The 26,846-nt window shown below is 33.1% G+C and carries 31 protein-coding genes and 1 riboswitch; of the genes, 24 read left to right on the forward strand and 7 right to left on the reverse strand.

Annotated elements, in window-relative coordinates; all coding sequences use genetic code 11:
- The first annotated feature begins 214 nt into the window (after positions 1 to 214).
- The 14 genes from JNO63_RS06195 to JNO63_RS06260 all read left to right on the forward strand — a co-directional run bounded on the left by JNO63_RS06195 (position 215) and on the right by JNO63_RS06260 (position 14,159).
- A complete protein-coding gene (locus JNO63_RS06195; RefSeq protein WP_203127630.1) occupies positions 215 to 1,717 on the forward strand; it encodes a class I SAM-dependent DNA methyltransferase in 1,503 nt (500 codons plus the stop codon).
- A complete protein-coding gene (locus tag JNO63_RS06200) occupies positions 1,707 to 2,921 on the forward strand; it encodes a restriction endonuclease subunit S (protein ID WP_203127631.1) in 1,215 nt (404 codons plus the stop codon). Before JNO63_RS06195 ends, JNO63_RS06200 begins: the two co-directional genes overlap by 11 nt.
- Positions 2,914 to 6,009 (forward strand): type I restriction endonuclease subunit R, encoded by a 3,096-nt coding sequence (locus JNO63_RS06205; protein WP_203127632.1) that lies wholly within the window; start codon positions 2,914 to 2,916, stop codon positions 6,007 to 6,009. The genes JNO63_RS06200 and JNO63_RS06205 overlap by 8 nt, the downstream gene beginning before the upstream one ends.
- A 15-nt stretch (positions 6,010 to 6,024) precedes the next feature.
- On the forward strand, positions 6,025 to 6,357 hold the full coding sequence (locus JNO63_RS06210) for a DUF4177 domain-containing protein (RefSeq protein ID WP_238390487.1): 333 nt from the start codon (positions 6,025 to 6,027) through the stop codon (positions 6,355 to 6,357).
- A 12-nt stretch (positions 6,358 to 6,369) separates the two neighbouring features.
- Positions 6,370 to 7,041, forward strand: coding sequence for a DUF4357 domain-containing protein (locus tag JNO63_RS06215; RefSeq protein WP_203127633.1), 672 nt, complete (start codon positions 6,370 to 6,372; stop codon positions 7,039 to 7,041).
- Positions 7,042 to 7,144: 103 nt separating this feature from the next.
- The gene (locus JNO63_RS06220) at positions 7,145 to 8,164 is read left to right on the forward strand and encodes a hypothetical protein (RefSeq protein ID WP_203127634.1); all 1,020 of its coding nucleotides are present in this window, start codon (positions 7,145 to 7,147) and stop codon (positions 8,162 to 8,164) included.
- Between the two features lie 534 nt (positions 8,165 to 8,698).
- Positions 8,699 to 9,001, forward strand: a complete 303-nt coding sequence (locus JNO63_RS06225) for an ArsR/SmtB family transcription factor (protein ID WP_203127635.1) — start codon at positions 8,699 to 8,701, stop codon at positions 8,999 to 9,001.
- 104 nt (positions 9,002 to 9,105) lie between these two features.
- A complete protein-coding gene (gene arsD / locus JNO63_RS06230; RefSeq protein ID WP_203127636.1) occupies positions 9,106 to 9,477 on the forward strand; it encodes an arsenite efflux transporter metallochaperone ArsD in 372 nt (123 codons plus the stop codon).
- A 26-nt stretch (positions 9,478 to 9,503) separates the two neighbouring features.
- Positions 9,504 to 11,246 carry an arsenical pump-driving ATPase gene (arsA, locus tag JNO63_RS06235; protein WP_203127637.1) on the forward strand — a complete coding sequence of 581 codons (1,743 nt, stop codon included), beginning with the start codon at positions 9,504 to 9,506 and terminating at the stop codon, positions 11,244 to 11,246.
- A 7-nt stretch (positions 11,247 to 11,253) separates the two neighbouring features.
- Positions 11,254 to 11,670 carry an arsenate reductase ArsC gene (locus JNO63_RS06240; RefSeq protein WP_203127638.1) on the forward strand — a complete coding sequence of 139 codons (417 nt, stop codon included), beginning with the start codon at positions 11,254 to 11,256 and terminating at the stop codon, positions 11,668 to 11,670.
- Entirely contained in the window at positions 11,667 to 12,707 is a 1,041-nt protein-coding gene (arsB, locus tag JNO63_RS06245; RefSeq protein WP_203127639.1) for an ACR3 family arsenite efflux transporter, read from the forward strand. The genes JNO63_RS06240 and arsB overlap by 4 nt, the downstream gene beginning before the upstream one ends.
- Positions 12,708 to 13,029: 322 nt before the next feature.
- Entirely contained in the window at positions 13,030 to 13,386 is a 357-nt protein-coding gene (locus JNO63_RS06250) for an arsenic metallochaperone ArsD family protein (protein ID WP_203127640.1), read from the forward strand.
- Between the two features lie 133 nt (positions 13,387 to 13,519).
- Positions 13,520 to 13,792 carry a type II toxin-antitoxin system RelB/DinJ family antitoxin gene (locus JNO63_RS06255; RefSeq protein WP_203127641.1) on the forward strand — a complete coding sequence of 91 codons (273 nt, stop codon included), beginning with the start codon at positions 13,520 to 13,522 and terminating at the stop codon, positions 13,790 to 13,792.
- 10 nt (positions 13,793 to 13,802) lie between these two features.
- Positions 13,803 to 14,159 carry a type II toxin-antitoxin system YafQ family toxin gene (locus JNO63_RS06260; protein WP_203127642.1) on the forward strand — a complete coding sequence of 119 codons (357 nt, stop codon included), beginning with the start codon at positions 13,803 to 13,805 and terminating at the stop codon, positions 14,157 to 14,159.
- Positions 14,160 to 14,194: 35 nt separating this feature from the next.
- Here JNO63_RS06260 and ahpF read toward each other — a convergent pair whose 3' ends face one another.
- Both ahpF and ahpC read right to left on the reverse strand, forming a co-directional pair.
- Entirely contained in the window at positions 14,195 to 15,742 is a 1,548-nt protein-coding gene (gene ahpF / locus JNO63_RS06265) for an alkyl hydroperoxide reductase subunit F (RefSeq protein ID WP_203127643.1), read from the reverse strand.
- A gap of 24 nt (positions 15,743 to 15,766) precedes the next feature.
- Positions 15,767 to 16,336: an alkyl hydroperoxide reductase subunit C gene (gene ahpC / locus JNO63_RS06270; protein ID WP_203127644.1), complete on the reverse strand. Its 570-nt coding sequence runs from the start codon at positions 16,334 to 16,336 to the stop codon at positions 15,767 to 15,769.
- A gap of 263 nt (positions 16,337 to 16,599) precedes the next feature.
- On the opposite strand from ahpC, the gene JNO63_RS06275 reads away from it, so the two are divergent.
- The 5 genes from JNO63_RS06275 to JNO63_RS06295 all read left to right on the forward strand — a co-directional run bounded on the left by JNO63_RS06275 (position 16,600) and on the right by JNO63_RS06295 (position 19,550).
- Positions 16,600 to 16,827, forward strand: a complete 228-nt coding sequence (locus tag JNO63_RS06275) for a hypothetical protein (RefSeq protein WP_203127645.1) — start codon at positions 16,600 to 16,602, stop codon at positions 16,825 to 16,827.
- A 17-nt stretch (positions 16,828 to 16,844) separates the two neighbouring features.
- A complete protein-coding gene (locus JNO63_RS06280) occupies positions 16,845 to 17,006 on the forward strand; it encodes a hypothetical protein (protein ID WP_203127646.1) in 162 nt (53 codons plus the stop codon).
- 68 nt (positions 17,007 to 17,074) lie between these two features.
- Positions 17,075 to 17,935, forward strand: coding sequence for a PPK2 family polyphosphate kinase (locus JNO63_RS06285; protein WP_203127647.1), 861 nt, complete (start codon positions 17,075 to 17,077; stop codon positions 17,933 to 17,935).
- A gap of 203 nt (positions 17,936 to 18,138) precedes the next feature.
- Positions 18,139 to 18,348: a hypothetical protein gene (locus JNO63_RS06290; RefSeq protein ID WP_203127648.1), complete on the forward strand. Its 210-nt coding sequence runs from the start codon at positions 18,139 to 18,141 to the stop codon at positions 18,346 to 18,348.
- Between the two features lie 584 nt (positions 18,349 to 18,932).
- Entirely contained in the window at positions 18,933 to 19,550 is a 618-nt protein-coding gene (locus JNO63_RS06295) for a hypothetical protein (RefSeq protein ID WP_203127649.1), read from the forward strand.
- A gap of 202 nt (positions 19,551 to 19,752) precedes the next feature.
- Here JNO63_RS06295 and JNO63_RS06300 read toward each other — a convergent pair whose 3' ends face one another.
- Together JNO63_RS06300 and JNO63_RS06305 are read right to left on the reverse strand one after the other, a co-directional pair.
- The gene (locus JNO63_RS06300) at positions 19,753 to 19,926 is read right to left on the reverse strand and encodes a hypothetical protein (protein ID WP_203127650.1); all 174 of its coding nucleotides are present in this window, start codon (positions 19,924 to 19,926) and stop codon (positions 19,753 to 19,755) included.
- Positions 19,927 to 20,209: 283 nt separating this feature from the next.
- On the reverse strand, positions 20,210 to 20,557 hold the full coding sequence (locus JNO63_RS06305) for a thiamine phosphate synthase (RefSeq protein ID WP_338014982.1): 348 nt from the start codon (positions 20,555 to 20,557) through the stop codon (positions 20,210 to 20,212).
- A gap of 544 nt (positions 20,558 to 21,101) precedes the next feature.
- Here JNO63_RS06305 and JNO63_RS06310 point away from each other — a divergent pair.
- Both JNO63_RS06310 and JNO63_RS06315 read left to right on the forward strand, forming a co-directional pair.
- Positions 21,102 to 21,371, forward strand: coding sequence for a hypothetical protein (locus JNO63_RS06310; RefSeq protein ID WP_203127652.1), 270 nt, complete (start codon positions 21,102 to 21,104; stop codon positions 21,369 to 21,371).
- Between the two features lies 1 nt (position 21,372).
- A complete protein-coding gene (locus JNO63_RS06315) occupies positions 21,373 to 21,702 on the forward strand; it encodes a hypothetical protein (protein ID WP_203127653.1) in 330 nt (109 codons plus the stop codon).
- 216 nt (positions 21,703 to 21,918) lie between these two features.
- Here JNO63_RS06315 and thiE read toward each other — a convergent pair whose 3' ends face one another.
- The 3 genes from thiE to thiW are packed head-to-tail and all read right to left on the reverse strand — an operon-like array spanning position 21,919 to position 23,825.
- A complete protein-coding gene (gene thiE / locus JNO63_RS06320; protein WP_338014983.1) occupies positions 21,919 to 22,551 on the reverse strand; it encodes a thiamine phosphate synthase in 633 nt (210 codons plus the stop codon).
- Positions 22,535 to 23,326: a hydroxyethylthiazole kinase gene (gene thiM / locus JNO63_RS06325; RefSeq protein ID WP_203127655.1), complete on the reverse strand. Its 792-nt coding sequence runs from the start codon at positions 23,324 to 23,326 to the stop codon at positions 22,535 to 22,537. Before thiM ends, thiE begins: the two co-directional genes overlap by 17 nt.
- Positions 23,319 to 23,825: an energy coupling factor transporter S component ThiW gene (gene thiW, locus JNO63_RS06330; protein WP_203127656.1), complete on the reverse strand. Its 507-nt coding sequence runs from the start codon at positions 23,823 to 23,825 to the stop codon at positions 23,319 to 23,321. The genes thiM and thiW overlap by 8 nt, the downstream gene beginning before the upstream one ends.
- A 20-nt stretch (positions 23,826 to 23,845) precedes the next feature.
- A riboswitch (TPP riboswitch) is annotated at positions 23,846 to 23,936 on the reverse strand.
- Positions 23,937 to 24,169: 233 nt separating this feature from the next.
- On the opposite strand from thiW, the gene JNO63_RS06335 reads away from it, so the two are divergent.
- The 3 genes from JNO63_RS06335 to JNO63_RS06345 are packed head-to-tail and all read left to right on the forward strand — an operon-like array spanning position 24,170 to position 26,843.
- On the forward strand, positions 24,170 to 25,261 hold the full coding sequence (locus tag JNO63_RS06335; protein WP_203127657.1) for a glycerate kinase: 1,092 nt from the start codon (positions 24,170 to 24,172) through the stop codon (positions 25,259 to 25,261).
- Positions 25,262 to 25,288: 27 nt separating this feature from the next.
- Entirely contained in the window at positions 25,289 to 25,963 is a 675-nt protein-coding gene (locus tag JNO63_RS06340) for a rhomboid family intramembrane serine protease (protein ID WP_203127658.1), read from the forward strand.
- A gap of 7 nt (positions 25,964 to 25,970) precedes the next feature.
- Positions 25,971 to 26,843, forward strand: coding sequence for a hypothetical protein (locus JNO63_RS06345; protein ID WP_203127659.1), 873 nt, complete (start codon positions 25,971 to 25,973; stop codon positions 26,841 to 26,843).
- The last annotated feature ends 3 nt before the right edge of the window (positions 26,844 to 26,846 follow it).

Below are 26,846 nucleotides of genomic sequence, written 5' to 3' on the forward strand. Positions count from 1 at the left end.
CACAGATATAAATCTATGCCTGATGTTAAGTCCAACTTTTTGGGGTCACCTTAAAATCCTGGGGTTTTTCTATATATAAGTAGAACATACTTTGAGATATAGGCTTTCTATCTATGCTATTCATTACAAATTTGTTAGTTTTTGTTATAATAGTAACTAATAATAGTATTACAATATAAATATTTATTCATAATGCTATAAATTAGGAGGCTTTATGACAGAAAATATAAGTGGAGCCAATCTTGGCTTTGAAAAAGAAATATTCGCAGCAGCTAATAAGTTGCGCGGTAATATAGATGCGGCTGAGTACAAAAATGTTGTACTTGGACTAATATTTTTAAAATATATATCTGATTCCTTTGAAGAAAGATATAAGAAGCTAGTAGAAGAAGGCGATGGTTTTGAAGAAGACCGCGAAGAGTACGTAGCAGAAAACATATTTTTCGTACCTAAAGAGGCTCGATGGAATTATGTAGCAAGTAAAGCGATGACACCAGAAATAGGGCAAGTTATAGACAAGGCCATGGTGTCTATAGAAGAAGAAAATGACAGGCTAAAAGGTATCCTTCCCAAAAATTACGCCAGACCAGAGTTAGATAAAAGACGCTTGGGAGAGGTTGTAGATTTATTTAATAACCTAAGATTAAAAGAACACGGCAATTCAAAAGATATCCTAGGCCGTACATATGAATATGCCCTAGCTCAATTTGCTTCCCAAGAAGGAAAAAACGCAGGAGAATTCTATACACCATCAAGTATTGTAAGAACTTTAGTAGAAATCTTAGAACCATATGTAGGCAGAGTCTATGACCCTTGTTGTGGGGCGGGAGGTATGTTTGTCCAATCAGCAGGATTTGTAGAACGTCACCAAGGAAAAGTCAACCAACTTTCAATCTATGGCCAAGAATCAAATGCAAATACTTGGAAGCTTGCTCAAATGAACCTTGCTATCCACGGACTAGAAGGAGACCTAGGTCAGGGAGCAGCAGATACATTTTTTGAAGACCAACACCAAAGTATGCGTGCAGATTATATCCTAGCCAACCCTCCATTTAATATGAAAGAATGGGGCGGGGATAAATTGGTAGAAGATGTTAGATGGAAATATGGTCTACCACCAGCAGGCAATGCCAACTATGCCTGGATGCAACATATGATCTACCACCTAGCACCAAAAGGAAAAATGGGGCTAGTCCTTGCAAATGGATCCCTATCAGCATCTGGAAAAGAAGGAGAAATCCGAGCAAATATTATAAAAGATGACCTAGTAGAGGCTATCATAGCCATGCCAGATAGACTTTTCTACTCTACAGGCATATCAGTATCCCTTTGGATAATTAATAAAGACAAAAAACAAAAAGGCAAAACCCTATTTTTAGATTGTAGAAATTTGGGCCACATGGTAGATAGGGCCCACAGAGACTTAACAGTAGAAGATATAGAAAAAATATCTCAAACTTACAAAGACTTTACAGAAGGAAAAAATATAGAACAAGCAGGCTATGCCCATGCAGCTGATATAGAAGAAATAGAAGCTAATAACTTTGTACTAACACCTGGTAGATATGTAGGTCTTGAAGAAGTAGAAGATGATGGTGAGCCATTTGATGAAAAAATGGAAAGACTGACCAATGAATTAGGATTGCTATTTGCTGAGTCTAATAAATTAGAAGAAGAAATAAGAGATGCTCTTGGGGAGCTAGGTTATGGAGTTTGAGAAAATAGGTTTAGGGAAAGTTGCAAGAGTAAAAAATGGCTACGCTTATAAATCCAAGGATTATGTAGAAAATGGAGTTCCCGTTGTTAAGATAAAAAATATAGCTCCGCCTATAATAACATTAGAAGGTTGTAATTTTGTAGATGAGGAGATATTTAACCAAACTATAGACTATTCTCTAGAATATGGAGATATACTAATATCTATGACGGGTTCAGGTGTAAATCAAATGAGTTCTGCAGTTGGAAAAGTAGGAAAAGTTAACTTTAGGGAAAGGGCCCTTCAAAATCAAAGAGTAGGAAAAATTGAGATTATTGATAATTCTAAATATGATATAAATTTTTTATATTATTACATATCCCAAAATAGACTATTAGAATACTTCGTAGCTAATTCTACTGGTAGTGCAAATCAAGCTAATATTAGTAAAAAAATTATAGAAAATACGCCTGTACCAAACTTTAGATTATCAAAACAAAAGAAAATAAGTTATATATTATCTTTGTTGGACAAAAAAATAGAAATAAATAATAAAATAATAGATAATCTAGAAGCCCAAGCTAAAGCTATTTTTAAATCATGGTTTGTAGATTTTGAACCTTTTCAAGACGAAAACTTTGTAGAAAGTGAATTAGGATTAATTCCAGAAAATTGGGAGATAACATCTCTGAGAAAATTTTTTCCGGTTAAAACGGGTAAAAAAAATGCTAACATTGCGACAAAAGGTGGTAAGTATCCATTTTTTACGTGTTCACAAAATATTTTGTTTACTAACGATTATTCATTTGATGAGAATTCTATACTATTAGCTGGAAACGGTGATTTCAATGTTAAGAGATTTAATGGTAAATTTGAAGCGTATCAAAGGACTTATGTTTTAACACCGTATGATGATTCTTTAGTTTCGTTTTTATATAATGCTATAGAATATTTTTTACCACAGATAGTCTCAGGATATAAAGGCTCGGTAATTAACTATATTACAAAAGGAATGATTGAAGATTTTAAAATAGCTATTCCTAAAAATTTAGATAATAACAATAATATAGAGATCTTTAATATTATGGATAAAAATATATTAAAATTAAAAAAGGAAAATGATTATTTAGTATCAACCCGTGACACCCTCCTCCCAAAACTAATGAGTGGAGAAATTGATGTTTCTAATATAAAAATTGATGATGAGGATATAGATTATGAGTGAGATATATCTTGAAGATGGATTTGAGAAATTATTTATAGAATATATTGAGGACTTAGGATATACTTATGTCCCTCACCAAGAGATAGTAAGGTATAGCATGAAGGCGGTGCTTGCAAATGAGATTTTATCTGATGCCCTAGCACGCATTAATCCAGATATTTCTATGGAGGTCATCGACCAAGCTATATATAAAATAAAAAACATAGATGCAGACCTTTTGGTAAATCGTAATGAGGCCTTTTTTGACTACCTACAAAATGGGATAGAAATCTCTTATTATGAAAAAGACGAGCAAAAAACTTCTACTGTCTATCTTATAGATTATAAAAATATAGAAAATAACTCTTTTATTGTAACAAATCAACTTACAATCATCGGTAAAGATACAAAAAGACCTGATATTATTTTATATATAAACGGCCTGCCTTTGGTTGTTATCGAACTAAAATCTCTAACCTCTATTAACTCAGATATTGATAGTGCATATAGGCAGATACAAAACTACCAATATGATATAGAAAATCTTTTTATCTACAATGCATTTAATATTATTTCTGATTTTACTACTACAAGGCTAGGAACTATTACTGCTGGCAAGGCCTGGTATAAGGAGTGGAAATCTATAGACGGGTCTTATGAATCTACTCAATATGCTGATTACAAAACTTTACTTTCTGGTGTCCTTAGCAAGGATAGATTTTTGGATATTATTAAAAATTTTATTTTCTTTGAACATAAGGATGATGGGACAAATAAAATTCTTGCCCAATACCACCAATATTTTGCAGTTCACAAGGCGGTAAATTCAACAAAGTTAGCAATTTCTTCTGGTGATGGTAGGGGAGGGGTGTTTTGGCATACCCAAGGATCTGGTAAGTCTTTATCCATGGTTTTTTATACTGGATATATGATGCGTGCCCTAAGCAAACCTACTTTTGTAATCCTTACTGATAGAAATGACCTAGATGACCAGCTCTACGGCCAATTTGCTAGGGCTACTAAATTTTTAAGGCAAGAGCCTATTCAGGCAAGTTCACGTGATCACTTGCATGAGCTTTTAGACAGCAGGATTAGCAACGGAATATTTTTCTCAACTATGCAAAAATTTGCAGAATCAGAAGAGCCTTTAACTCTACGTGATGATGTGATTGTAATAGCAGATGAAGCTCACAGGTCACAATATGGCATGCGTGAGAAAATAACTAAGGATGGGAAGATAGTATCTGGTATGGCAAGATTAGTTAGAAAATCATTGCCAAATGCTACTTATATAGGTTTTACAGGTACACCTTTAAGTAAAAATGATAAGGATACCCAAGAAATATTTGGTCAATATATAGATGTATATGATATGGCGCAGGCTGTAGAAGATGGAGCTACCAAGCCTGTCTATTATGAAAATAGAGTAATCAATCTAGGGCTTAACCAAGATGTTTTAAGCCAAATTGATAAAAAATATGATGACCTTAGTGACCATGCCAATGAAATGGATATAGAAGCCAGCAAAAGAGAACTATCCCGACTTGAACAAATCATAGGCTCAGATGAGGCTATAGATACTCTAGTAAATGATATAATTAGCCACTATGAAGAGACTAGGGAAAATTTATTGACCGGTAAGGCTATGGTAGTGGCTTATAATAGGCAAATTGCAGTTAAAATTTATAATAAAATCCTAGAAGTCCGCCCTAATTGGGATGAAAAAGTAAAGGTAGTAGTAACTGCAAACAACAATGATCCTATAGGATGGAAAGAAATTATAGGAAATAACTCTGATAAAGAAGAGCTAGCAAAAAGATTTAAAGATGACAATGATCCTTTTAAGATAGCTATAGTTGTAGATATGTGGCTGACTGGATTTGATGTGCCATCTTTATCCACTATGTATGTCTATAAACCTATGAAAGGCCACAACCTCATGCAGGCTATAGCAAGAGTAAACCGTGTTTTCGCTGACAAAGAAGGTGGGCTGGTAGTAGATTATATCGGTATAGCAAGTGCCTTAAAAGAAGCTATGAGCAATTATACCAAGGCAGACCAAAAGCAAATAGAAAATGCAAATATTAGGGATTCGGCATATCCTATGTTTAGGGAAAAACTTGAAGTATGCAGAGATGTATTTTTCTATAACTTTAATTATTCGATGATATTTTCTGAAAAAATTAAACCTGGTCAATTAGCAAATCTAATAACCGAAGGGCTAAATCATGTGTTAACTTTTTCTGAAGAAAAACAAAATTCTTTTAAAAGAGAATCCTACGCTCTAAAACAAGCTCACACCTTATGTTCTTCTATAACAAATGAAAAAGAACAAAGAGAAGCTGCATATTTTGAAGCTATACGCACAAGTTTAAATAGGATTACAGGTCATGGTAAATTAAATAAAAATGAAATCAATGAACAAATAAGTAAACTTTTAGAGCAGTCCATTCACAGTGAAGGGGTTATCAATCTTTTTCAAGATTTTGACAAAGGATTTAGCCTATTTGACCCACTATTTTTAGAAAAAATTTCTCAAATGGAGCAAAAAAACCTAAGTATAGAGTTGTTAAACAAACTTATAGAAGATGAAATAAGAACTATTTCCAGAGGTGATATAGTAAAGGGTGAGGAGTTTTCCGAAAGATTAAAACGCATTATGAAAAGTTATAGGGAAAGCATGGTGGATAATGCAGAAAGTCTGGATAAGTTTGTAGGTTTGGTAAAGGAAGATAAGGACGACTACAATTTGGGAGTCATAAGAGAAACACTGATGAGCCTTGCTGAAGAAATTGTAAGGTTAGAAGAAGAAAACAAAAATCTAGGACTAAGCCGTGAAGAATTAGCATTTTATCATGCAATATCAAAACCAGAAAACATCCGCGATTTTTATACAAATGAGGAGCTAATAGCCTTTACTCAAGAACTAACAGAAGCAATATCAGAAGAAATGACCTCAGACTGGATGATGAGAGAATCCGGCCGAGCAAACATGAGAAGAACCATCAAAAGACTACTAGCAAAACACAAATACCCAGCAGATAGTCGTAATAAAATAATAGATTTGCTAGTGGAGCAGGCTGAGTATTTTGATGGGATGGTTATATAAAAAGGAGACCTATAGATGGATAAATTTTTTAAGAAAAATAATGACGAATCAACAGAAATAAGAAGAGCAGAAATTAATGAAGAAGAATTGGATAAAATCATGGCTGATAAATCTACAGTATCACATGGAAGTGGAAGGTCTTATAAATATGTAGTTTTACAAGTTACTTTGAAAGAAAAATTTATAGGAACTGGGTCTAAAAACTTATCTGAATTAGAAGCGGTGATTAACAAGCAAGCACAAAAAGGATACAAATTACATACTATTTCAACATCGGTAGGATCAAGTGTTGGCCTTGGCGGAGGGGATAGGATTCAAGCAACTATGGTTTTTGAATCTATCGAATAGGAGAGATTTGTATTGGCAAAAGGAATAATATATGTAATGACAACAGTAGTGGCAGGTCTAATAAAGATTGGTAAGACTGATGTAAATAACTTTAATAATAGAATGTATGGATTAGAACGCAATGGTTATGCTAATGTAACAGGGCTTAGCCGTGAGTTTGCTATAGAACTTGATGATTATGATGAGAAAGAAAAGCTCTTGCATGAGATATTCTCTAAGAGTCGTGTTCCTAATACCGAGCTGTTTGCTTTGGATGTAGATTTAGTAACTCAGTTATTGTCTTCCTTTGAAGGTATACAAGTTTATCCTGAGCTTGAGACAAAGGAAGAAGTATACAATAAATCCAAAGATGAATTTAAATCAAAGCAAGATGTAAATCTAATTCCTGATGGAACTTACACACTTAATAGAGATATCAAAAGATTTGGAAAAGTATCAGCTATAATGGAAGTTGAAAATGGAGTTTTGACAGTCAAATCTGGTGCAAAGTGTGCTACTTTAATTAGTGATAATCCACCTAAGGATGTATTAAGTGCTAATGTATTTAATAATGTGCTGCAAGAAGACCAAATATTCTCTTCTCCATCATCAGCTGCCTTTCTGGTAGTTGGAAACAATGTAAATGGATGGATGTATTGGAAGAATAAATATGGGGACCCTATAGATGTATATAGAGTTCAGTAGAATCTATTAAAAATCTAAATTTCAAATTGTTATAATTAGAATAACTTTTATGAAATATTCATAAGTTTGTCGTATTTATTTTTTTAGAATCGTGAGGAATTTTTTGAATAAAAAAACTGTTTTAGATATTGAAAATATACAATTGAATCATGATATTGATACTAGACAGAAAATATTTAAGTTTTACAATAACTATGAGACATGTAGGGCGATAAAAAGATGCATGTTAGAAGATGAAACTGATAAATGTTCAGGGAAAATAATAAAGGCCCACTCAGTATCGAAAAAGAATGGATTGAGCAGGATATCCTCTTTTAATAAAAGAGGTATAGAAGTGGTTGGGAGATTTAAAAAGGGAAATACTACCACTTTGAGCCCATTTGAACAAAACTATATAGAGCAATATATTCCGGTAGAATCTGCTTCGATATTTACTGGATTATGCAAAAAACATGATAATGATTTGTTTAAGGTGATTGATGAATCAGAAAATATAGTAATTAACGACAAAACTGTATATGAGTATGTATTAAGATGCTCTATATATTATTGGTATGAAAGGATGTCTAATAGAATATGTGCAGATAAGAGAAGAAGGAAATTTAGTCACAAGATATTTGATAAATTATTTTTTGATATTATGGATACAGAAAATGCACTTGAGAGAGAAGTAAATTACCTTATATCTAACATAGAGAATGTAAAAAATAAGTTACACTATAAAACATATGAAATAGATGGAAATTTGAATATTGCTGGTAATTTTTATGAACATGATGGGTCTACTATTATGTATACTATTTTAATTCCAGATGCTTATAAAAGTTATGTTCTAATGGCTTGTACTAAAAACAACAATTTTTTAGAAGTTGACAAGAACTTTAGATTTTTTAATTTGAAAGATAAAGAAGAGTTTCAATTAGCTCTAACTGAATTACTATTACATTCTACAACTATTAAACATTATTTCTTCAACCATAATAAATGGAATAGTATAAGTAAAGAAAAGCAAGAGTCTGTTCTGGAATGGATATATCTTGATGATATAGATAAGTCTACAAATGTAAATACTCGAGATAAAATAATGAAGATGCCAAATTTTGTAAAGTATATGATAGATTAATTTATTTTTTAGGAATTAAAGATTGAACCTTAGCAAATTTGTACTCATCATAAACTCATCTTCAACATCCACTTTACTCAACTCTATATAAACAACCCACCCACAAGCCAATAAAGGAATTAGCTTGTGGGTGGGTTTTATAGTGATTATTTTAGCTTATGCCTGTATAAGTTTTAGTAATATCTTAAGGAGGAGTCTTATTCCGGCTGTTTTTATATAAAGAGCTTAACTGGCTGGTCCTTTTATAAGAATATATTAGCTAGTGTGAAATAATTTGATAAATTATGAATGAAAGATAGGAGGAGTCCTATCTTTTTTTGCCCTAGCTAATGGATATCTTTATAAATTGCTTATTAGTAGTTAGTCGCACCATTAGCTTTAAATTTTATCATTGCTTGATATTCTCTATCCATATCATTCCCGTGTCCAACCCTTCCCTGTAGTTGTTTAAACTAAATTATTTCTCCATCCTATTGACACCACTAAATCCACCAGTATTATAACATATAGAAATATTTCTATATGAGGTGGATTATGAGTGTCGATTATGAAAACATATCTAAAAAATTAAAGGCGATTTCTGATTCTAAGAGGCTTAAGATTATAGATATGTTATCTTGCGATGAGCTTTGTGCTTGTGAGATACTTGAAAAATTTGATATAAGCCAACCCACCTTATCTCATGATATGAGAAAGCTAGAAGAGGTTGGGCTTGTAACTAGTAGAAGAGAGGGTAAGAATATCTACTACTCTTTAAATAAGGCTAGTTTAGATGAGATTGAGGGTAGTTTGAAGCTTATATTTCATATCCAAGATGACTGTATTTGCAAGGAGTAAAATCCTGGGCAAATATTTTTTCTAAAACATATAGAAATATTTGAATGTATCTATATGTATTTTGTTACATATATTATTATGATTTTAAATTAAGGGAGGATTTTATGAAAAAGATGTACTTATATGAAGATGCTATGTGTTGCTCAACAGGTGTATGTGGACCAAGCCCAGATGAAGAGTTGATGAGAGTAGCTACTTTGATAGATAAGCTTACAAAAAGTGGAGCTAGCATTGATAGATATAATCTAACTAAAAATACTAAAAAGTTTGTAGAAAACAAAACTATCAATAATCTTTTAGGGGAAAAAGGTAAAGATATCCTGCCAGTTGTAATGGTTAATGATGAAGTTGTTATGACAGGCAGGTACCCTAGCAATGAAGAATTTTATGAAATGTTATTTTTAGCTGATGATATTGAGCAAAAAACAAATAATGACAATGGAGGTTGCTGTTCTGGTAGCGATTGTGGATGCTAGTATTAAGAAAAAGGAGATGAGTCTAAGTGAAACAATTTGATATTAAGGAAATTGACCTAACTAAATACTTATTTTTCACAGGAAAGGGAGGAGTAGGTAAGACTTCTACTGCCTGTGCTAGTGCTATAAGTTTAGCTGATATGGGCAATGAAGTCTTATTAATTAGTACCGACCCCGCCTCAAACCTTGAGGATGTCTTTGAAACCGAGCTTGATAATAAGGGTGTAAGGATAGAAGGTGTGGATGGCCTTACTGTTGCAAACTTAGATCCTATAGAAGCTGCCAATGAGTATAAGGAAAGTGTTGTTGGTCCTTACAGGGGACAGTTACCTGATAGTGTAATAGAAAATATGGAGGAACAGTTATCTGGATCTTGTACTGTTGAGATAGCTGCCTTTAATGAATTTTCTAAGTTTATAACTGATTCAGACCTAAAAGATAAATATGATTATATAATATTTGATACTGCACCAACAGGCCATACCCTAAGGATGCTACAGCTTCCTTCTGCTTGGACTAACTTTATCAGCGAAAGCACCCATGGAGCTTCTTGCCTAGGTCAATTATCAGGTTTAGAAGATGAGAAAGAAACATACAAGTTTGCTGTAGATACCTTAGCTGATGGCAAGCTTACAAGCTTAGTATTAGTTGCAAGACCTGAGGAAACTCCTCTTCTTGAAGCAAATAGAGCCTCTGCTGAATTATCAGAATTAGGTATTAACAATCAAATCCTTCTCATAAATGGTCTTTTAAGTGCCTATGATGATGAAGTTTCAGAAGCTTTTTATAAAAAACAAAAACAATCCCTAGACAAGATGCCAGAGGGTATTAAGGGTCTTGAAACATACTTTATCCCACTTAGAGGATACAACTTAAATAGTATCGAAAATTTAAGATCCTTGTTAGTTGAAGATAAGGAATATACTAGTGATGTAGAGCTTGGTATAAATGAAAGCACAAGCCTAAAAGATATCATAGATGATTTATATAAGAATGAGAAAAAAGTCATTTTTACCATGGGAAAAGGTGGTGTGGGAAAGACCACACTAGCATCTGCTATCGCCAAGGGACTTGCAGATAAGGGGCAAAAGGTCCACCTAACTACAACTGACCCAGCCAATCATTTGACTGGCATACTTGAAGAAGATGATTTATTAACTGTAAGCCATATAGATGAAGATGAAGAGCTTAAGAAATACCAAGAAGAAGTTTTAGAAAATGCTAAAAAAGTCATGTCTGAAGATGACTTAGAGTATATAAAAGAAGATTTAAGATCACCATGCACCCAAGAGATTGCTGTATTTAGAGCTTTTGCAGATGTGGTGGATAGGGCAGATAGTGAAGTTGTTGTTATAGATACAGCACCAACAGGTCATACACTTCTGTTACTGGATTCGACAGAAAGCTATAACCAAGAGATAGAAAAAAACCAAGGTGATGTTCCTAAGTCAGCAAAAAAACTTCTCCCTAGACTAAAAGATAGTAAGCAAACAGAGGTCCTAATTGTAACACTTGCAGAACCTACACCTTTCTATGAGTCTATGAGACTTGAAGAAGATCTAAAAAGAGCTGGGATTTATAGTAAGTGGTGGATTATAAATTCATCTATATATAAGACTGGCTCTAGAAACAAAACTTTAGAAGCTAAGGCTAATAGTGAGCTAGAATGGATAAATAAGGTTGATAAACACACAGACGGTAACTTTACAATAATCCCATGGTCAAGTGAGCAGATTAAGGGATCTAGTTTAGATAAATTAATTAAGTAGGTATATTATGACAGAAAAAATAAAAGTTGCATTTATATGCGTTCACAATTCTTGCAGGTCTCAGATAGCTGAGGCCCTTGGCAAGAAATTTGCAGGAGAGAAAATAGATTTTTACTCTGCAGGGACTGAGCTAGTTCCTCAGATAAACCAAGATTCAGTAAGGCTTATGAAAGAAATACACGGGATAGATATGCAAAAAGACCAGTATTCCAAACTCATAGATGACATTCCTGAAGTAGATTATGTCATCTCTATGGGATGTAATGTAGTTTGCCCAATACTTCCTTTCAAGCACAAAAAGTATGACTGGGGGATAGAAGACCCTACTGGTAAGTCTGATGAAGACTTTATCAAAGTAATAGATGAAATCGAAGGAAAGTTAAAGGACTTAATCCGTGAAATAGATGAGGAGTTAGCTAGATGAAAAAACAACAAGATATAAGCTCTTTTGAGCGAAACCTTACGTTCTGGGTCTTGATATGCATGGCTATAGGTGTTTTAATTGGCCGCTTCATACCGGCTATTCCGGAGGCCTTGGGAGAGCTTGAGTTTTACAATGTATCTATTCCAACTACCATACTTTTATGGATTATGATCTATCCTATGATGCTCAAAATTGATTTTAAAAGTATAAAAAATATCAAAGATAATCCTAAGGGTTTATTTATAACTTGGTTTGCCAACTGGATTATCAAACCCTTTACTATGTATCTAATAGCTAGGCTATTTTTCTTTGGAATTTATAAAAATATTATTAGCGAAAATCTAGCATCAGAGTATCTAGCAGGAGCAGTTTTATTAGGGGCGGCTCCATGTACAGCCATGGTTTTTGTATGGAGTAAGCTAACAAGAGGAAATAGCGCCTATACCCTAGTTCAGGTGGCTAGTAATGATTTGATCTTGCTATTTGCCTATATACCAATAGTAAGCTTTTTGCTAAAGATGGGCAATATCAATATACCTTGGGGGACCCTACTTTTATCTATTCTACTGTTTATAGTAGTTCCCCTTATCCTAAGCATCATTACCAGAAGGTATGTAATAAAAAATAAGGGCGAAGATTACTTAAATGATGTATTTATCCCATCTTTTGACAAATATACTATGGTAGGGTTATTACTAACTTTAATAATTATATTTTCATTCCAAGGGATGAATATTATAAACCAACCTTTGGATATTGCTCTTATAGCAGTACCACTTATAATTCAAACCATGCTTATATTTGCTATAACCTTTGGCATGGCATATCTTGCAAAGCTACCTTATTCTATAGCTGCTCCATGTGGGATGATAGGAGCATCTAACTTCTTTGAACTAGCTGTAGCTGTTGCTATTTCACTATTTGGACTTTCATCAGGAGCAACACTTGCGACTGTAGTAGGAGTTTTGGTAGAGGTACCAGTAATGCTATTGCTGGTAAGATTTGCAAACTCAAAGGAAGCTAAATTTAATAGATAATTGTATAAATGTTTTAGAAAAATCATCGTAGAAAATCAGCCTTAATTAAACTAGGGCTGATTTTTATAATTATCTATTATTTTAAAAATAAGCGTGGACAAGATCTCATATTGGCTTCTTAGTTTTATATCAATTTTACAATCGATGATTCACTAGCTCTAAATCTATAGTCTATAGCTATAACTTTTCTATACAGATTGGCTAAAATATTTGGATGTATAATTCAGAGGATATTTCAATTTTTATTTTCACTTTACATGATTTTTAAAAGTTATATGGTATTATAAACGTGTAATGATAATCAATTTCAATGGAGGAATTAATGAGAAATTTATATATATACGAATCATCACCAAGCGCTGTTGATAGCAAGGAGCTTGAAAGAATAGATGAAATTGTAAACCACCTTACAAATGTAGGGGCTGGTATTACTAGATATAATTTAGATCAAGCAAAAGACAAATTTGAAGAAAACATGATTGTAAAAAGATTTTTAGATGAAAATGGAGAAGATGTACTTCCTATCACTATGCTAAACAAAGAAGTAATCATCACACGCAGATACCCAGCAAATGATGAATTTTACGAACACCTATTCCCAGATTCAGACCTAGAAGGCATGGATGATTTTGGTGATGAAGGTTGTGGATGTGGCAGTGGTAGTACTTGCAGCTGCTAATATCATTTAAAATTAAATATGCAAATCTTAACCAGTTACTTATTTTAGTGGCTGGTTTTTTTGCTTATATGGAATGTGTACACCATATGGAGTACAATGTTATCGTAAACTTAGAGTTAAAAGGAGAAAATATATGGATAGTATAAAAGAAGCAAGAGTATCAGCTAGGATTGACCAAGAAACCAAAAATAAGGCCGAAAAAGAATTATCTAAGCACGGTTTGTCCATTTCTGAATTTATTAGAATGAATTTAACAACAGTGGCTAACCAAGGCTTGCCAGATTATTATGGTATACCAAATGAAGAGACTATGGCTGCTATTTATGAAATGGTAGAAACTCTAAATTCTAATTCTAAAATGGAACCTATATCCTTTGAAGAAATTAATAATCTTTTTAATGAATAAGGTTTTTTAAATGATTATAGGATACTCAAGGCAATTTAAAAAAGATTTGAAAAGGATAAAACATAATAGAAAATGGAATAAGATTTTTAATAGTTCTTTATCATTCTCTGAATTAACTCCATGGGAATATGTAATTAAATCTTTTGAATCAGGTAGTGATTTACCAGATTATTTTTATGCACATGAGATTCACTTTTCAAAATCTGACATAAAAAATATAAGAATGGCTACTGGAGAGAAGTCTAAAATAAAAGTTATGGATTTACATTTTGATGGCAGAACGGGAGATTGTCTCTTGTTATACTCGGAAAGCGAATTAGGATTTTATATTCTCAGAATAGGTAGTCATAGCGATTTATTTAAATGAAAAAACGCCTATTCGGGCGTTTTTCTTTATCTATATTAATTTCTCATCAAATAATTAAATGCACCAAGGGCTGCTGTTGCGCCTGATCCTGCTGCTATTACTATTTGTTTAAATAGGCTGTTTGTTGCATCTCCTGCTGCGTATACTGACTCTAGGTTTGTTGATCCGTCTGGGTTTACTATTATTTCTCCCCTGTCTGTTAGTTCAACATCACTTTCTTTTAGCCAGTCTGTGTTTGGCACAAGACCTACTTGGATGAAGCAGCCTTCTACATCTATAGAGTGTTCTTCATTTGTTTCACGGTCTGTGTATTCTAGTCTTTCTAGTTTGTTTTCCCCGTAAAGTCCTGTTGTTTGAGCATTTTTTACTACTTCTACATTGTCTAGGCTAAATAGTTTGTCTTGTAAAACTTGGTCTGCTTTTAGCTCTGGTAAGAATTCTATAACTGTAACATGCTCTACCATTGCGGCTAGGTCTATGGCAGCTTCGATTCCTGAGTTTCCTCCACCGATTACTGCTACTTTTTTGCCCTTAAATAGTGGACCGTCGCAGTGGGTACAATATGCTACACCCTTGTTTCTAAACTCTGTTTCACCTGGGATGCCTAATAATCTCCATCTTGCACCAGTTGCAATTACTACTGATCTTGCTTCTAGTTTTGCTCCATTATCAAGCTCTACTTCGATTAGGCGTAGGTCTTGGGATGAGTTTTCGCTTTCTTTGATGTTTTCTGCAAGGGCGCCTGTCATGATGTCTACACCTAGGGCCTTAACTTGGTCTTCCATTTGTCCCATAAATGATGGGCCTTCTGTGTATTTAAAGCCTGGGATGTTTTCAATTCCTAGGGTTTCTACGACTTGTCCACCAAATTCACTTGCTATTAGTCCTGTTGATACACCTTTTCTAGCTGCATACACTGCTGCGGTTGCTGCTGCAGGTCCTCCACCGATGATTAGGACATCAAAGGCTGCCTTATCAGCAAAATCATCTGCTGATTTACCATCTGCAAGTTTATCTAGTAGGCTATCCATGCTTTGCTTACCACCTTCGAAAAATTCTCCATTTTTAAAGATGGCTGGCACTGCTAGGACATCACGGCTATCTGCTATGTCTTGGAACATAGATCCTTCAATCATTGTGTGGTTGATATTTGGATTTAGGATTGCCATTATGTTTAGGGCTTGGACTACTTCTGGGCAGTTGTGACAGGATAGTGAAACTATGGTTTCAAAGTCAGCGCCCTCCATAGATTCAATTCTCTTTTGGGTGCTCTCATCTACTTTTGGAGCTACTCCACCTGCTTGAAGCATTGCTAGGGCAAATGATGCAAATTCATGGCCTAAAGGCACACCAGCAAAAACTATTTTACCATGGTCAAATGCACCCTTTACTTCAAATGATGGCTTGTATTCTAAATCTTTCTCTTCTACTTTTATTTTATCTGACAGTTCTGCTACTTCTGTGACAAATTCTTTAACTTTTTCCGATTTGTCATCATTAGTAACAGAAAGCCCAATAGTGACTTCTGTTTTTAGTAAGTCAAAATATTGGGCTAACTGTTGCTTTAAATTATTTTCTAGCATCTATTTTATTTCCTTAAGCAAATCTTATAGCTTACCTACAAGGTCAAGGCCTGGAGTTAGGACTTCATCGCCTTCTTCTTGCCATTTTGCAGGACATGCTTCACCTGGGTGCTCTGCAACGTATTTTGCAGCTTTGATTTTATCTATATTTACGGCAGCTTTACGTCCGATACCGTCAGCGTTGATTTCTACTGTTTGGATTACATTTTCTGGGTCAACTACAAATGTTGCTCTTAAAGCTTTTCCTGATTCATCAAGGATGTCTAATTCTCTTGCTAATTCTTTATTAGAGTCAGAAAGCATTGTGTATTGTAATTTGCTGATTCTTTCTGAATTATCATGCCATGCCTTGTGAACGAAGTGTGTATCAACTGATACTGAGTAAACTTCTGCACCTAGTTCTTTAAGTGCTTGGTAGTTATCTTGCATATCTTCTAGTTCTGTTGGGCAAACAAATGTGAAGTCTGCTGGGTAGAAGATAAGAACTTTCCAATTCCCTTTTAAATCTTCGCTAGAAACTGTTGTAAATTCGTCTTTTGCTGGATTATATGCGTCAAGTTCAAATTGTGGTAGAGTTTTACCAATAAATGCCATGTTAATTCTCCTTTTTAATTTAATGTGTTATTACTATTAGCTACACAATTATTATAATCATTCTAAAATAAAAGTCAACCTAAAGTAGGTGCTGATTATAATAATCTTACATTATCTATATTACCCAAGTACTAGGAAATTAAATATTGATTTATAGGGCAAATGTATAATTAGACAATTAGAAAATTTAAATTAATTTTAAAATTTACTTTAATGTAGTAAAATTGCGAGTAAAGTATATTTATTATAAAACAAGTGTTTTTATGTATAATGAAGATGCTATAATATCAACAGATGACACAAGCTTGCCAGAAGATCAAATTAAAGCACTTGATGATTTATTAAAAGATACAAAGATTAAGCATGAAAATTTAAATTCCATCATAGAAAAGGATAAGATTTCTCAAATCACGCGATCTGGACTGATAACCCTGTATTTTCTAGCCTATGTTTTAGAAAATGAGGACATATTGACTATCACGAATCAGTAGAAAATATAGAAAGACTAATGGTAAGCTACAACAATCTTGCTGAGCTATATGTGCTTTGGGGCAAAGATGATTTAGCAAAAAAATATAGAAAGTTAGCTTTAGAAACTGCTGATGCCATAGACTATAAAAATAACCAAGAAAATATCAATAAATTTATTTACAGACACCATGAATTTTAAAAATTGCCGGATTGTATACCCGGCTTTTTTAGTGGGTACTTATATAATAGAAAAATAAGGAGTACCCAATGGATAAAAACAAATTTAAATTGACAGGACAAAAAATTGATATTAATGATATAGATAGCTACTTAGTAAGTGATGAAAAAGATGAAGATATACAAAAAGAATTATACGATGAATTGATACCAAGACTTCGAAAACTCCATGAAAAGCTAAATGCCGAAAGCAAATATGGAATTTTAGTTGTTCTTCAAGCGTTAGATGCTGCTGGTAAAGATGAAATTATAAAATATATTTTCTCAAATCTTATGCCTCAAGGACTTAAAAATACAAATTATGGCAAACCAACAGATGAAGAAAATGCCCATGATTATCTATGGAGAATGCATAAGGGTCTGCCAGAGCGTGGCGAAATTGCAATCTTAAATAGATCCTATTATGAAGATATTATTTCTCCAAAAATTTATGATACCCTCGAGCATTTACCAGAAAATATCAAAAATGACCCAGAGTTGTGGAAGAAAAGATATAAGCAAATCAATAATTTTGAAGAATATATGAAAGAAAATGGCTTCCCAGTTATGAAATTTTACTTCCATATGTCAAAGGACGAGCAAAAAGAAAGGTTTTTGGATAGATTAGAGAAAAAAGAGAGAAACCACGAATTTTCATTTTCTGATATAGATGATAGAAAAAATTGGGATAAGTATCAAAAGGCCTTTGAAGAAATGCTAAACAACACTGCATCAGAAGATGCTCCCTGGTATGTATTACCAGCTGATAACCCATGGCTATCAAGAAAAATTGCAACTCTTGCTCTAATTGATGCAATAGAAGCAATAAATCCTCAATACCCAACTTTTGATCAAAAAGAGCAAGAAGAGGCAGAAAAAATAATTAAATACCTAAAAAATGATAAAATTTAATAGCAAATAAGATTTAAACCAGACTTAGGATTTAAAAAAATCCTAGGTCTGGTATTTTTTTGTCTAAAAATGGCTGATTTTAGCTAAAATCTAAAATGAATTTCTAAAAAAACTAAGCTCAAGACCACATCTTATACTAAATACATAATAAAGAACAACAAAAACTTAAACAAACTTAAACATACATCTTAAAGGGGACAAAAATGAAAAAACAATTCAAAGCACTAACATTAGCGCTAGCATTATTAACAACAACAGCATGTGGATCAAATGAAGCAAAAGGAACACAAGCAGAAGAAACAAAAGCTGGACAAATACAAGTTGTAGAAACTAAAGAAAGAAAAGTAGCAAATGTTGCTACACCAAAAGCAGATGCAGTAAAGCTTGAAAAAAAGATAACAGAAACTACCTAATCCCACAAACAGTTGAATTAAAAGAAGAAAACAAAGAAGAAGCTAAAGAAGCTCAAGAAACAGTAGAAGAAGAAACAACACAAGAAATTGCTGAAGAAAACGAAGTTGAAGTAGCAGTAGAAGAAACAAAAGAAGTTGCAAAAGCTAAGGAAAATGAAAATTCAGATATTGATGCAGTTACAGAAACATCAAAATCAGTATCACTACTAAATGCAGTTGAAGAAAATGTAGCATCAGCAGATGTTGCTAGATCAGAAGCTAAGACAGTAGAATCTGACGAAGTAGCTGGTGGTCTTACAATTGCTAGCCCATCAGTTGAAGAAGTAAAAGCTTACTGGTTAAACTATGAATCACAAGCCACAGACACTAAAGATTTCTTAGGACTTAACCTAATTAACCCAGAAAGCCAAGAAGCTTTTGCAAGTGCACCAAACGCTGATCTAAACGCACTAAATCTTGGTGAATTATCACTAGCTGCCCAAGAAGACGCACTACACATTGCAAATACAGCAAGATTTGCATCAGGTATCACAAATGAATTATCACTTGGATCTGATCAAGCCCAATTTGCTCAAGCAGCAACAATGGTAAATAGACTTAACCTACAAGTTAGCCACAATCCAGCACTTCCAACAGGACTTGCTTCTGACTCAGTAGAATATGTAAACGGAGCATACGGTGCAGAAAACTCAAACCTTGCAGCAAGCTTTAACATTCTTGATTCAGTTGTAGAATACCTACAAGATGACCTAGGAGATGAAAATCAATTAGAAGTTGGACACAGAAGATGGGTACTAAATCCACAAGCTAGTCTTGTAGGATTCGGTCAAACAGACGAATTCAACGCAATGTTCGTAAACAACAATAACTACGCTGGAGAAAATGCTAACACAGTTTACGCTTACCCAGGCGAAACAGCAATCAGCGAATTCCAATCAGAAGGATCAAGCCTTTCACTAATGTTTGGTGAAAACTTTGACCTAACAAACGCTCAAGTAGAAGTAACAGACCTAGAAACAGGTGAAGTTAACACAGCAGCAAACGTAGACGATAGCTTTAAAGGAAACGTAAAAGCAATCACATTTGGATACGGAATGAACTGTGAAGCTGGTACAAAACTACAAGTTAAAGTATCAGGCGTTACAAAAAACGGCCAAGACTACCCTGTAGAATACACAGTAAACTACATGTCAATAAGATAAGATTAATAAAAAAGAACCTTTAAGAATAATAAAATGTTTTTGTTGGCCCCATCTTGGGGCTTTTTGTTTGCTCAAAATCCAGAAGATAGATTAAAATTATCTATACAAACTCATTGTTAAATAGTAAAAATGGCTGTTTTGCATAAGTAAATCCTAGCTAGTTAGGATAATAATTATACAAATCAGCCTTTATTTCATACTATTACTTATCTAAGTCTTTTTTAGAGAAGTAAAAAACAATAACCATTACAACCAGTTGTACAAGCACTGATTTTAGATAATCATAATTTATTTGTTTATCTCTAATAAAGAAATAAATTAGAATTAATAAAGTTACTATTATATAAGTTAAAAAAAACTTTTTTACTTTATCCATAGATATCTCCTTTGTTTAATTTAATTATATTAAAATCTGTGGGGGATTAAAACCCACATTTATGTGGGGATTTACTGATTATATTTAATATTAAAAAGTTGAAATAGGTGATTTCATTTTTCAAATGAGCATAAAAAAAGCAGAGGGCTTAGCTTAGCCTCTGCATTAATAAATTAATTTTTAATATATAAAGATAATTTTTATTGTAAATCTAATACATCTACAATTTTTTCTTTTAATTTCTTGCTATCTTCAAAAGGATTTTCACTATCCATAATGCCCCTTACAACTGATACTCCAGATGCGCGGAATTTTTTAGGATATCTATATTTTTATAATTAAGACCTCCTATGGCTACTGTTGGGATTTCTATATTATAATTTATTTCTTTTAGGGTTTCTACACTTGTACTAGTTGTCTTGACATGGGTTTTGGTTTTAAAGATAGCTCCTAAGATCCTTCTTGCATCAGCTACATCCATATCTTCATTTCCTAGGTTGACCCCATCTAGGTCAGCTGCGAGAGCTATATCTACCCTATCATCTACTAGTAGTGGGATATTGTAAGAGTGACAAAGGTCTTTAGGATTTTCAAGAATTATTATTTCACAAGCGAGATGTTTTATATTAATTTAGATTAAATGTGTTCTACCCGTAAGGATATTTCAATCACATCAAAATACTTTAAAAATCATGTATATGAAGCTTGTAGTCTTTCAATAACACTATAACCTATTTATATAAAGCTATGTTAGAATCTAATTTTATCTTAAAAAAAGAGCATACATGACCGTTAAATATTTATAAATAGTTTACAAAAAAAAGAATATGTATATAATAAAATTAAAAGATATATAAATCTATTAAAGAAAAGATATTTAATATGTTACAAAAAAAGAATTATAAGATGTACTTTTTTGCTTTAGATTCTATTTTGATAATAAATATATCTCCAACAAAAAAAGTATATGCAGATTCAATAGATTTTAATGATAATTACTTATATGAAGTTCTACCAATGAAGACATTGAAACTTTTTACGATAAAGATGGTTACTTTATAGTAAGAATTAAATACAATTCTATTAATAAACAAAGTTCTTCACCTGGGATTAATTCAGTGCCTAATAGACCAAAATATTTTAGTGTACCCAAATGGAAGTCTTGGTAAACTAGAATGACAGTAAATAACAATATAGCTGCTAATGCATTGAATTTTGCTATGACCAGTGGATTAACGAGTGGTTTAGACAAGGTGTTTAATCTATTCAAATATGTTCCAAAAAAAGTAATAGAAGGGAGTATATCTGTTTTTTCTCCTGACATTGGTGGTGATAGCATGGTTAAAATTTGGGACAAAAATAAGAATGGTAAATTAGAATGGCAGGTCAGAGAAAAGTCTGATATCTATGGCAACATTGCTCAAGCAGAATGGAGAGTTATATAGTTTGAGTAATAAAAAAATATTTCAAAGTTTAAAATTCAGATATACTATTGCAGGGTTGCTAGTTTCATTGGTTTACTATGTATTAAGCAAACAAATGCTTCCTATTTTTATAATTTTGCTGCCATTGACAATATTACTCTATATAAAAGAAATTTTAAGTATGAAATACTTAAATAATGATAAGGGTAACAATATAATAATATTTAATTTACTGGCTTACATTTTAATTGGTTTAATTATATTTATATTATTCCAGTTATTTTTACCTAATTTAGATTTTAATTTTATATATTTTGTAGGAGTTATGTTACTGGGAGATATATTCTCTTAATAGTGAAATAATCTAAAGATTGTTATTAGATAAAACATGATCATCAAATAAATAGAGCTGTTGCAAAGTACACAAATCGTTTCAAAATATTTGAATACTATTTCAGAAAGTATCTCTGACTCCATCTCCTACTACGAGCTAGATTTCAAACCTTCTGAGAGTGCGTTCCAATGATATAACGCTGTATATATTAGATTGCAACAGCTACTATTTTAGTTATAAGACATTCATAACTTTTTCCCTTAAGTTCTTAGCATCTTCATAAGGATTTTTGCTATCCATAATAGCCCTAACTACAGAAACCCCCTTAGCTTTTGATCCCTTTAGTATGTCTATATTGTCATAATTTAGACCTCCTATGGCTACTGTTGGGATTTTTATATTGTCATTTATTTCTTTTAGGGTTTCTACACTTGTCCTAGTTGTCTTGACGTGGGTTTTGGTTTCAAAAATTGCTCCTACTCCTAGGTAGTCTGCTCCTTTTTTTTCTTCTGCCATGGCCCATTCTAGGTTTTTGGCAGTTGATCCTATTATTTTATCATCTCCCAAGATTTTTCTAGCATCAGCCACATCCATATCATCATTTCCTAAATGAACCCCATCAAGATCTGCTGCTAGGGCTATGTCTACCCTATCATCTACCAAAAGGGGCACATTGTATGAATGGCAAAGTTTTTTTAATTTCTTAGCAAGTTCTATAACTTCTCTAGCTGGGGCAGTTTTTTCCCTAAGTTGGACTAGGCTTACCCCTCCTTTTAAGGACTTTTCTATTACATCAAAAAATTCTTCATCACTTAGCTTATCTCTATTTGTAACTAGATATAGGCTTAAATCAAAGTTTTTCATAATCTATTTTCTCCCTTATTTTTTTGCTATCTATAAGTGAAATTTCATCTAAAAGTGAGATTTTAAAAGTAGCCATGCCCTTATCTTTTTGGGCAAGTTCGGCTCCTATATTTAGTATACTTATAGCAAGAGCTATTGCATTTATGCTATTATCAAAAGAATAAGCTGCAGCAATAATGCCACCTAATATGCATCCAGTGCCAGTTAATTTTGGCAAAAGAGGACTGCCGTTTTTTAAAATCAAAACTTCATTTCCATCAGAGACTATATCTTCCTTACCACTAGCAACCACTATTGTGTTATACATAGTAGATAAGTTTTTACAAATATTTACAATCTCTTCTTTTTCCATAGTCTTAGAATCAACACCTCTGGTTGATAATTTTTTGTGATATATGGAGTAAATTTCGCTGTAATTACCCTTTAAAACATTTATAGGATAATTTTTTAAATAGTAAAGACAAGTTTCAAGTCTGATTTTTGTTGCAGATGCGCCCACTGGATCAAGGATGATTGGAATATTGTTTTCCTTGGCCGATTTTAAGGCTTCCTTAATTCCTCTTAGCTTACTTTCGTTTATTGTGCCCAAATTTATTAAAAGAGCATGGGAATTTTGAGTTACTTCATAAACCTCATTATGATATTCTGCTAAAATTGGCGCTTGGTTTAAACTTAAAAGCACATTTGCCATATCATTTGAAGCAAGGGGGCTGACAATAGCATGGATAGTGTGGGTATTTTCATGCATATTGTCCAAAATATTTTCAAATTCAATCATTTAATGACTCCTGCATTTTAGAAAGGCTACCATTTTTTTCAAGGGCCTTTAAGAAAATATATGCAACTGAAGATCCGATTATAGTTGCAATTATAAAGCTTGGCGTAAAGGTAAATAGGGCAACTTTGCTGTCTCCAGCGATAAATTTCATAACTGGAAAAGAAATCATAGACCCGATAATGCCAGTACCTATTACTTCACCAATACAAGCTGATAAAAAAGTTTTGTATCTATTGTAAAGCACTCCAGATAAAAAGGCTCCAAAAACTGCACCTGTTAAGGCCAGTGGAGAAATCCCCATCAGGCTCATGCGGATAAGACCAATTAAGGTCGCACATGCTAATGAATAGATTGGTCCTAGTAAAACTGAGCAAACTACATTTATAAAATGCTGGGTGGGAGCAAAGCCATGGACCCTAAGGATAGGAGAAATAACTACACCAATTGCCACAAGCATTGCAAGTAAGACAAATTTACGTAAGTTTTTAGAATTTTGCATAAGAACCTCCATATAAGGAGCTAAAAATTGAGAAAAATCCCTCCGCTAGCATTACCTAGTTCAGGTTATTGGGTATAATCTCAGCCAAATTTAGCACCCCATTTGCAAATCATTAATAAAATCATAACATATATCCAAGAAATTGTTAAACAAAAAACCATCACGACATCGTGATGGCCTTTGATGGGTGAAATCCCTTAGGATTCCATGAGTTAAACAGCGAAAGTATAAACTTTCTAGTTTATTATAACATATGCTAATCATTTGTAAAGCTTTAATTTATGCTATTTTAACGGCATTTAGGGTAATATTTTATAAGGAGTAAATAGAAAAGAAGGCGGAAGATGAAAATTTTAGTAGCAATTGATTCTATAAAAAATTACGAAAACTCAATAGAGATTGGAAATATATTTAAAGAAGAACTGGGAAGTAATGCAGATATTATCCCCTTTTTAGATGGAGGAGAGGGTACTGTTGAAGCCATGCAGGCTTTTTTAAATGGAGACTATCATTATGTCAATGTCCATAATCCCAAAAATGACGTTATAACTGCAAGATATGTCATGAGAGAAAATTATGCAGTCATGGAAATGGCCCAGTCATCTGGTTTAAGATTATTATATAAAGAAGAACTTGATGTGATGAATTCTTCTTCCCTAGGCTTTGGTGAAATGTTGGTAGATGGTCTAAATGCAGGTGCCAAATCTTTTTACATAGGAATTGGAGATACTGCAACAAATGATCTTGGCATGGGTATGCTTTATTCTTTGGGTGCTAGATTTTTTGATGATGAAGGTAATGAATTAAATCCTATTGCAAAAAATATGGTAAATGTCGAAACAATCGATATTTCAAACATGGACCACAGAATTTTTGATGCGGATATTACTATTGCAACTAGCACTGATATGACACTGTTTGGAGAAAATTCTTTTCTGGAAAGCAGGGTTTACAGAAAGGGTGCATCTATCGAAGACATTGCGTTTTTATACAAGGGCTCTAAGAATTTTAAGGGAAAAATTGAGCAAACTTTAGGAATAAATCCATTGGATCTGCCAACTCTTGGTTCTGGTGGAGGAGTTGCCTGGGCTCTTTATACATTTTTTAAGACAAAGATTTCAAAATCTATGGATGTTATCTTAGAAAAAATAGATTTTGATACCATGATAAAAAACTATGATTTGCTAATCTTAGGAGAAAATGTGGACCAATTTGATGGCCTAAGCTCCATAAATGTAGCAAATGTAGCCAAATCATATAAGGAAAATCTTAAAATAATATTTTTAGAAGATAAAGATGGCAAAAAAATTGAACAAAGAGAAAAATTTGATTTTATATATGAATATCACATTTCAGATAATTTTGACCGCGACCAGATGAAAGATGCTATAAGAGCCTTGGCTAAAGACCTTAGTCAAAATTACTTTAGCAGATAAAATGGGAAAAAAAAGTATAATAAAACTATGAATAGTTTTAGAAATTTAGGATCAAGTAGGGTAACAAGTCTCTTGCTTATAGTAAATATTATTGTATTTGCAATTATGTCCTTTACTGGAGGCAGCGAAAATATATCAAATCTAATTAGATTTGGTGCTGTGGTAAAGAGTGATATTGCAAATGGTCAATGGTGGAGACTTTTTACAGCTAGCTTTATCCACATAGGATTACCACATATTTTATTTAATATGTACTTTTTGTATCAGATAGGACCAGTTTTTGAAGGACTTTATGGCAGTCGTAACTTCTTAATAATCTATATTTTAGCAGGGGTTATGGGAAACCTTGTAAGTTTTGCTTTTGGAAATCCATCTACGGTTAGCGCAGGTGCTTCTACATCCCTATATGGACTTTTTGGTTTAGCCTTAGGTATTATGCTAAATTACAGGGGAGATAGCATGCTATCTAGTTTTGGGGCAAGTTTCTTATCAGTAATTGCAATAAATATAGTTTATTCGTTACTAAGTCCTAGTGTAGGATTGCTTGGCCATCTTGGGGGCTTGCTTGCTGGAGTGATTTTAACGGGTGTTTTCCCAATTATAAATCGTAGCCTGGCTACAAGTACCCAAGTTATAAGTGTGACAGCCTTTGTGGCCTTGTCTATACTTTTTGTAATAATTGGACTAAGGACGGCGGTATAGAACACTTATGAAAAAGAAATTTTTTGCAATATTTGCGATTCTACTTTCACTTTCAGCTTGTGATTTTCAATCACGAGCTGATTTTGAAAAGGAGCTATCTGCTGCTGATAAAAAAGAAGACAAAAACTTTGTCATGCCAAAAATCGCCTACCAAAAGGCCGGCGAAGAAGAGAATACTAGTCCAAAAGAAAAATCAGAAGATGATTTGGATTTAATAAATTTATATGGTACTGGGAAAAATGGTAAAAATTTAAATCCCCAAGATGCAGTGGGTAATATCATTGATACAAATATAGGTGATAGCCAGTTTGGTATTTCCCTAAGACCATCTAGTCAAATGCAGGGTGCTTATTCAGCTATACTTTCTTATAAGAGAAATAATGAACTTACCGAACGAGAATTTGGGCCCATTGCAGGAGTAAGTGGAATAAATACAACTGTAACTTTCGATAAAATAAGCTCTGAGTCTGGACCTATGCTTTTGGTTAGCCAAGTTAGCATAAATAATGGAGAAACATATAGTGCATACTATCTTTTTAACAAATTTATGAGTCTGATGGATTATTTAGTATTTAGAACCTCCACAGAAAATATTATGCCAAGTGTTGAAAGGCTAGGAGATGTAGTAGAATACACTGATCAAGCTGTGGCTGGTGATTTAAATCAGGCTATAACAAATCGCATGAATACAGAAGATAGATATTTACCATCTATGCTAGATATTTATGGCGTAAAATATAGGCCACTTACAAGCCTTTATCAAAATAAAGAAATAGATATGGGATATTTACCGGATATTACTGGTGAAAATCGCATACTAATCACAAGAACCACAAGCAGTAGTGAAAATATGGGCATGAATATAGATATAGAAAAATAAGGA

Origin of the sequence: Anaerococcus sp. mt242, assembly GCF_016798225.1 — a bacterium.
Taxonomy (GTDB): Bacteria; Bacillota; Clostridia; order Tissierellales; family Peptoniphilaceae; genus Anaerococcus.

What these genes read in the sequence shown, in the direction of transcription:
- JNO63_RS06195 (WP_203127630.1), top strand. Translation starts at nt 215, where the DNA reads ATGACAGAAAATATAAGTGGAGCCAATCTTGGCTTTGAAAAAGAAATA.
- JNO63_RS06200 (WP_203127631.1), top strand. Translation starts at nt 1,707, where the DNA reads ATGGAGTTTGAGAAAATAGGTTTAGGGAAAGTTGCAAGAGTAAAAAAT.
- JNO63_RS06205 (WP_203127632.1), top strand. Translation starts at nt 2,914, where the DNA reads ATGAGTGAGATATATCTTGAAGATGGATTTGAGAAATTATTTATAGAA.
- JNO63_RS06210 (WP_238390487.1), top strand. Translation starts at nt 6,025, where the DNA reads ATGGATAAATTTTTTAAGAAAAATAATGACGAATCAACAGAAATAAGA.
- JNO63_RS06225 (WP_203127635.1), top strand. Translation starts at nt 8,699, where the DNA reads ATGAGTGTCGATTATGAAAACATATCTAAAAAATTAAAGGCGATTTCT.
- arsD (WP_203127636.1), top strand. Translation starts at nt 9,106, where the DNA reads ATGAAAAAGATGTACTTATATGAAGATGCTATGTGTTGCTCAACAGGT.
- JNO63_RS06240 (WP_203127638.1), top strand. Translation starts at nt 11,254, where the DNA reads ATGACAGAAAAAATAAAAGTTGCATTTATATGCGTTCACAATTCTTGC.
- arsB (WP_203127639.1), top strand. Translation starts at nt 11,667, where the DNA reads ATGAAAAAACAACAAGATATAAGCTCTTTTGAGCGAAACCTTACGTTC.
- JNO63_RS06250 (WP_203127640.1), top strand. Translation starts at nt 13,030, where the DNA reads ATGAGAAATTTATATATATACGAATCATCACCAAGCGCTGTTGATAGC.
- JNO63_RS06255 (WP_203127641.1), top strand. Translation starts at nt 13,520, where the DNA reads ATGGATAGTATAAAAGAAGCAAGAGTATCAGCTAGGATTGACCAAGAA.
- JNO63_RS06260 (WP_203127642.1), top strand. Translation starts at nt 13,803, where the DNA reads ATGATTATAGGATACTCAAGGCAATTTAAAAAAGATTTGAAAAGGATA.
- ahpF (WP_203127643.1), bottom strand. Translation starts at nt 15,742, where the DNA reads ATGCTAGAAAATAATTTAAAGCAACAGTTAGCCCAATATTTTGACTTA.
- ahpC (WP_203127644.1), bottom strand. Translation starts at nt 16,336, where the DNA reads ATGGCATTTATTGGTAAAACTCTACCACAATTTGAACTTGACGCATAT.
- JNO63_RS06275 (WP_203127645.1), top strand. Translation starts at nt 16,600, where the DNA reads ATGTATAATGAAGATGCTATAATATCAACAGATGACACAAGCTTGCCA.
- JNO63_RS06280 (WP_203127646.1), top strand. Translation starts at nt 16,845, where the DNA reads ATGGTAAGCTACAACAATCTTGCTGAGCTATATGTGCTTTGGGGCAAA.
- JNO63_RS06285 (WP_203127647.1), top strand. Translation starts at nt 17,075, where the DNA reads ATGGATAAAAACAAATTTAAATTGACAGGACAAAAAATTGATATTAAT.
- JNO63_RS06290 (WP_203127648.1), top strand. Translation starts at nt 18,139, where the DNA reads ATGAAAAAACAATTCAAAGCACTAACATTAGCGCTAGCATTATTAACA.
- JNO63_RS06295 (WP_203127649.1), top strand. Translation starts at nt 18,933, where the DNA reads ATGGTAAATAGACTTAACCTACAAGTTAGCCACAATCCAGCACTTCCA.
- JNO63_RS06300 (WP_203127650.1), bottom strand. Translation starts at nt 19,926, where the DNA reads ATGGATAAAGTAAAAAAGTTTTTTTTAACTTATATAATAGTAACTTTA.
- JNO63_RS06310 (WP_203127652.1), top strand. Translation starts at nt 21,102, where the DNA reads ATGACAGTAAATAACAATATAGCTGCTAATGCATTGAATTTTGCTATG.
- thiM (WP_203127655.1), bottom strand. Translation starts at nt 23,326, where the DNA reads ATGATTGAATTTGAAAATATTTTGGACAATATGCATGAAAATACCCAC.
- thiW (WP_203127656.1), bottom strand. Translation starts at nt 23,825, where the DNA reads ATGCAAAATTCTAAAAACTTACGTAAATTTGTCTTACTTGCAATGCTT.
- JNO63_RS06335 (WP_203127657.1), top strand. Translation starts at nt 24,170, where the DNA reads ATGAAAATTTTAGTAGCAATTGATTCTATAAAAAATTACGAAAACTCA.
- JNO63_RS06340 (WP_203127658.1), top strand. Translation starts at nt 25,289, where the DNA reads ATGAATAGTTTTAGAAATTTAGGATCAAGTAGGGTAACAAGTCTCTTG.
- JNO63_RS06345 (WP_203127659.1), top strand. Translation starts at nt 25,971, where the DNA reads ATGAAAAAGAAATTTTTTGCAATATTTGCGATTCTACTTTCACTTTCA.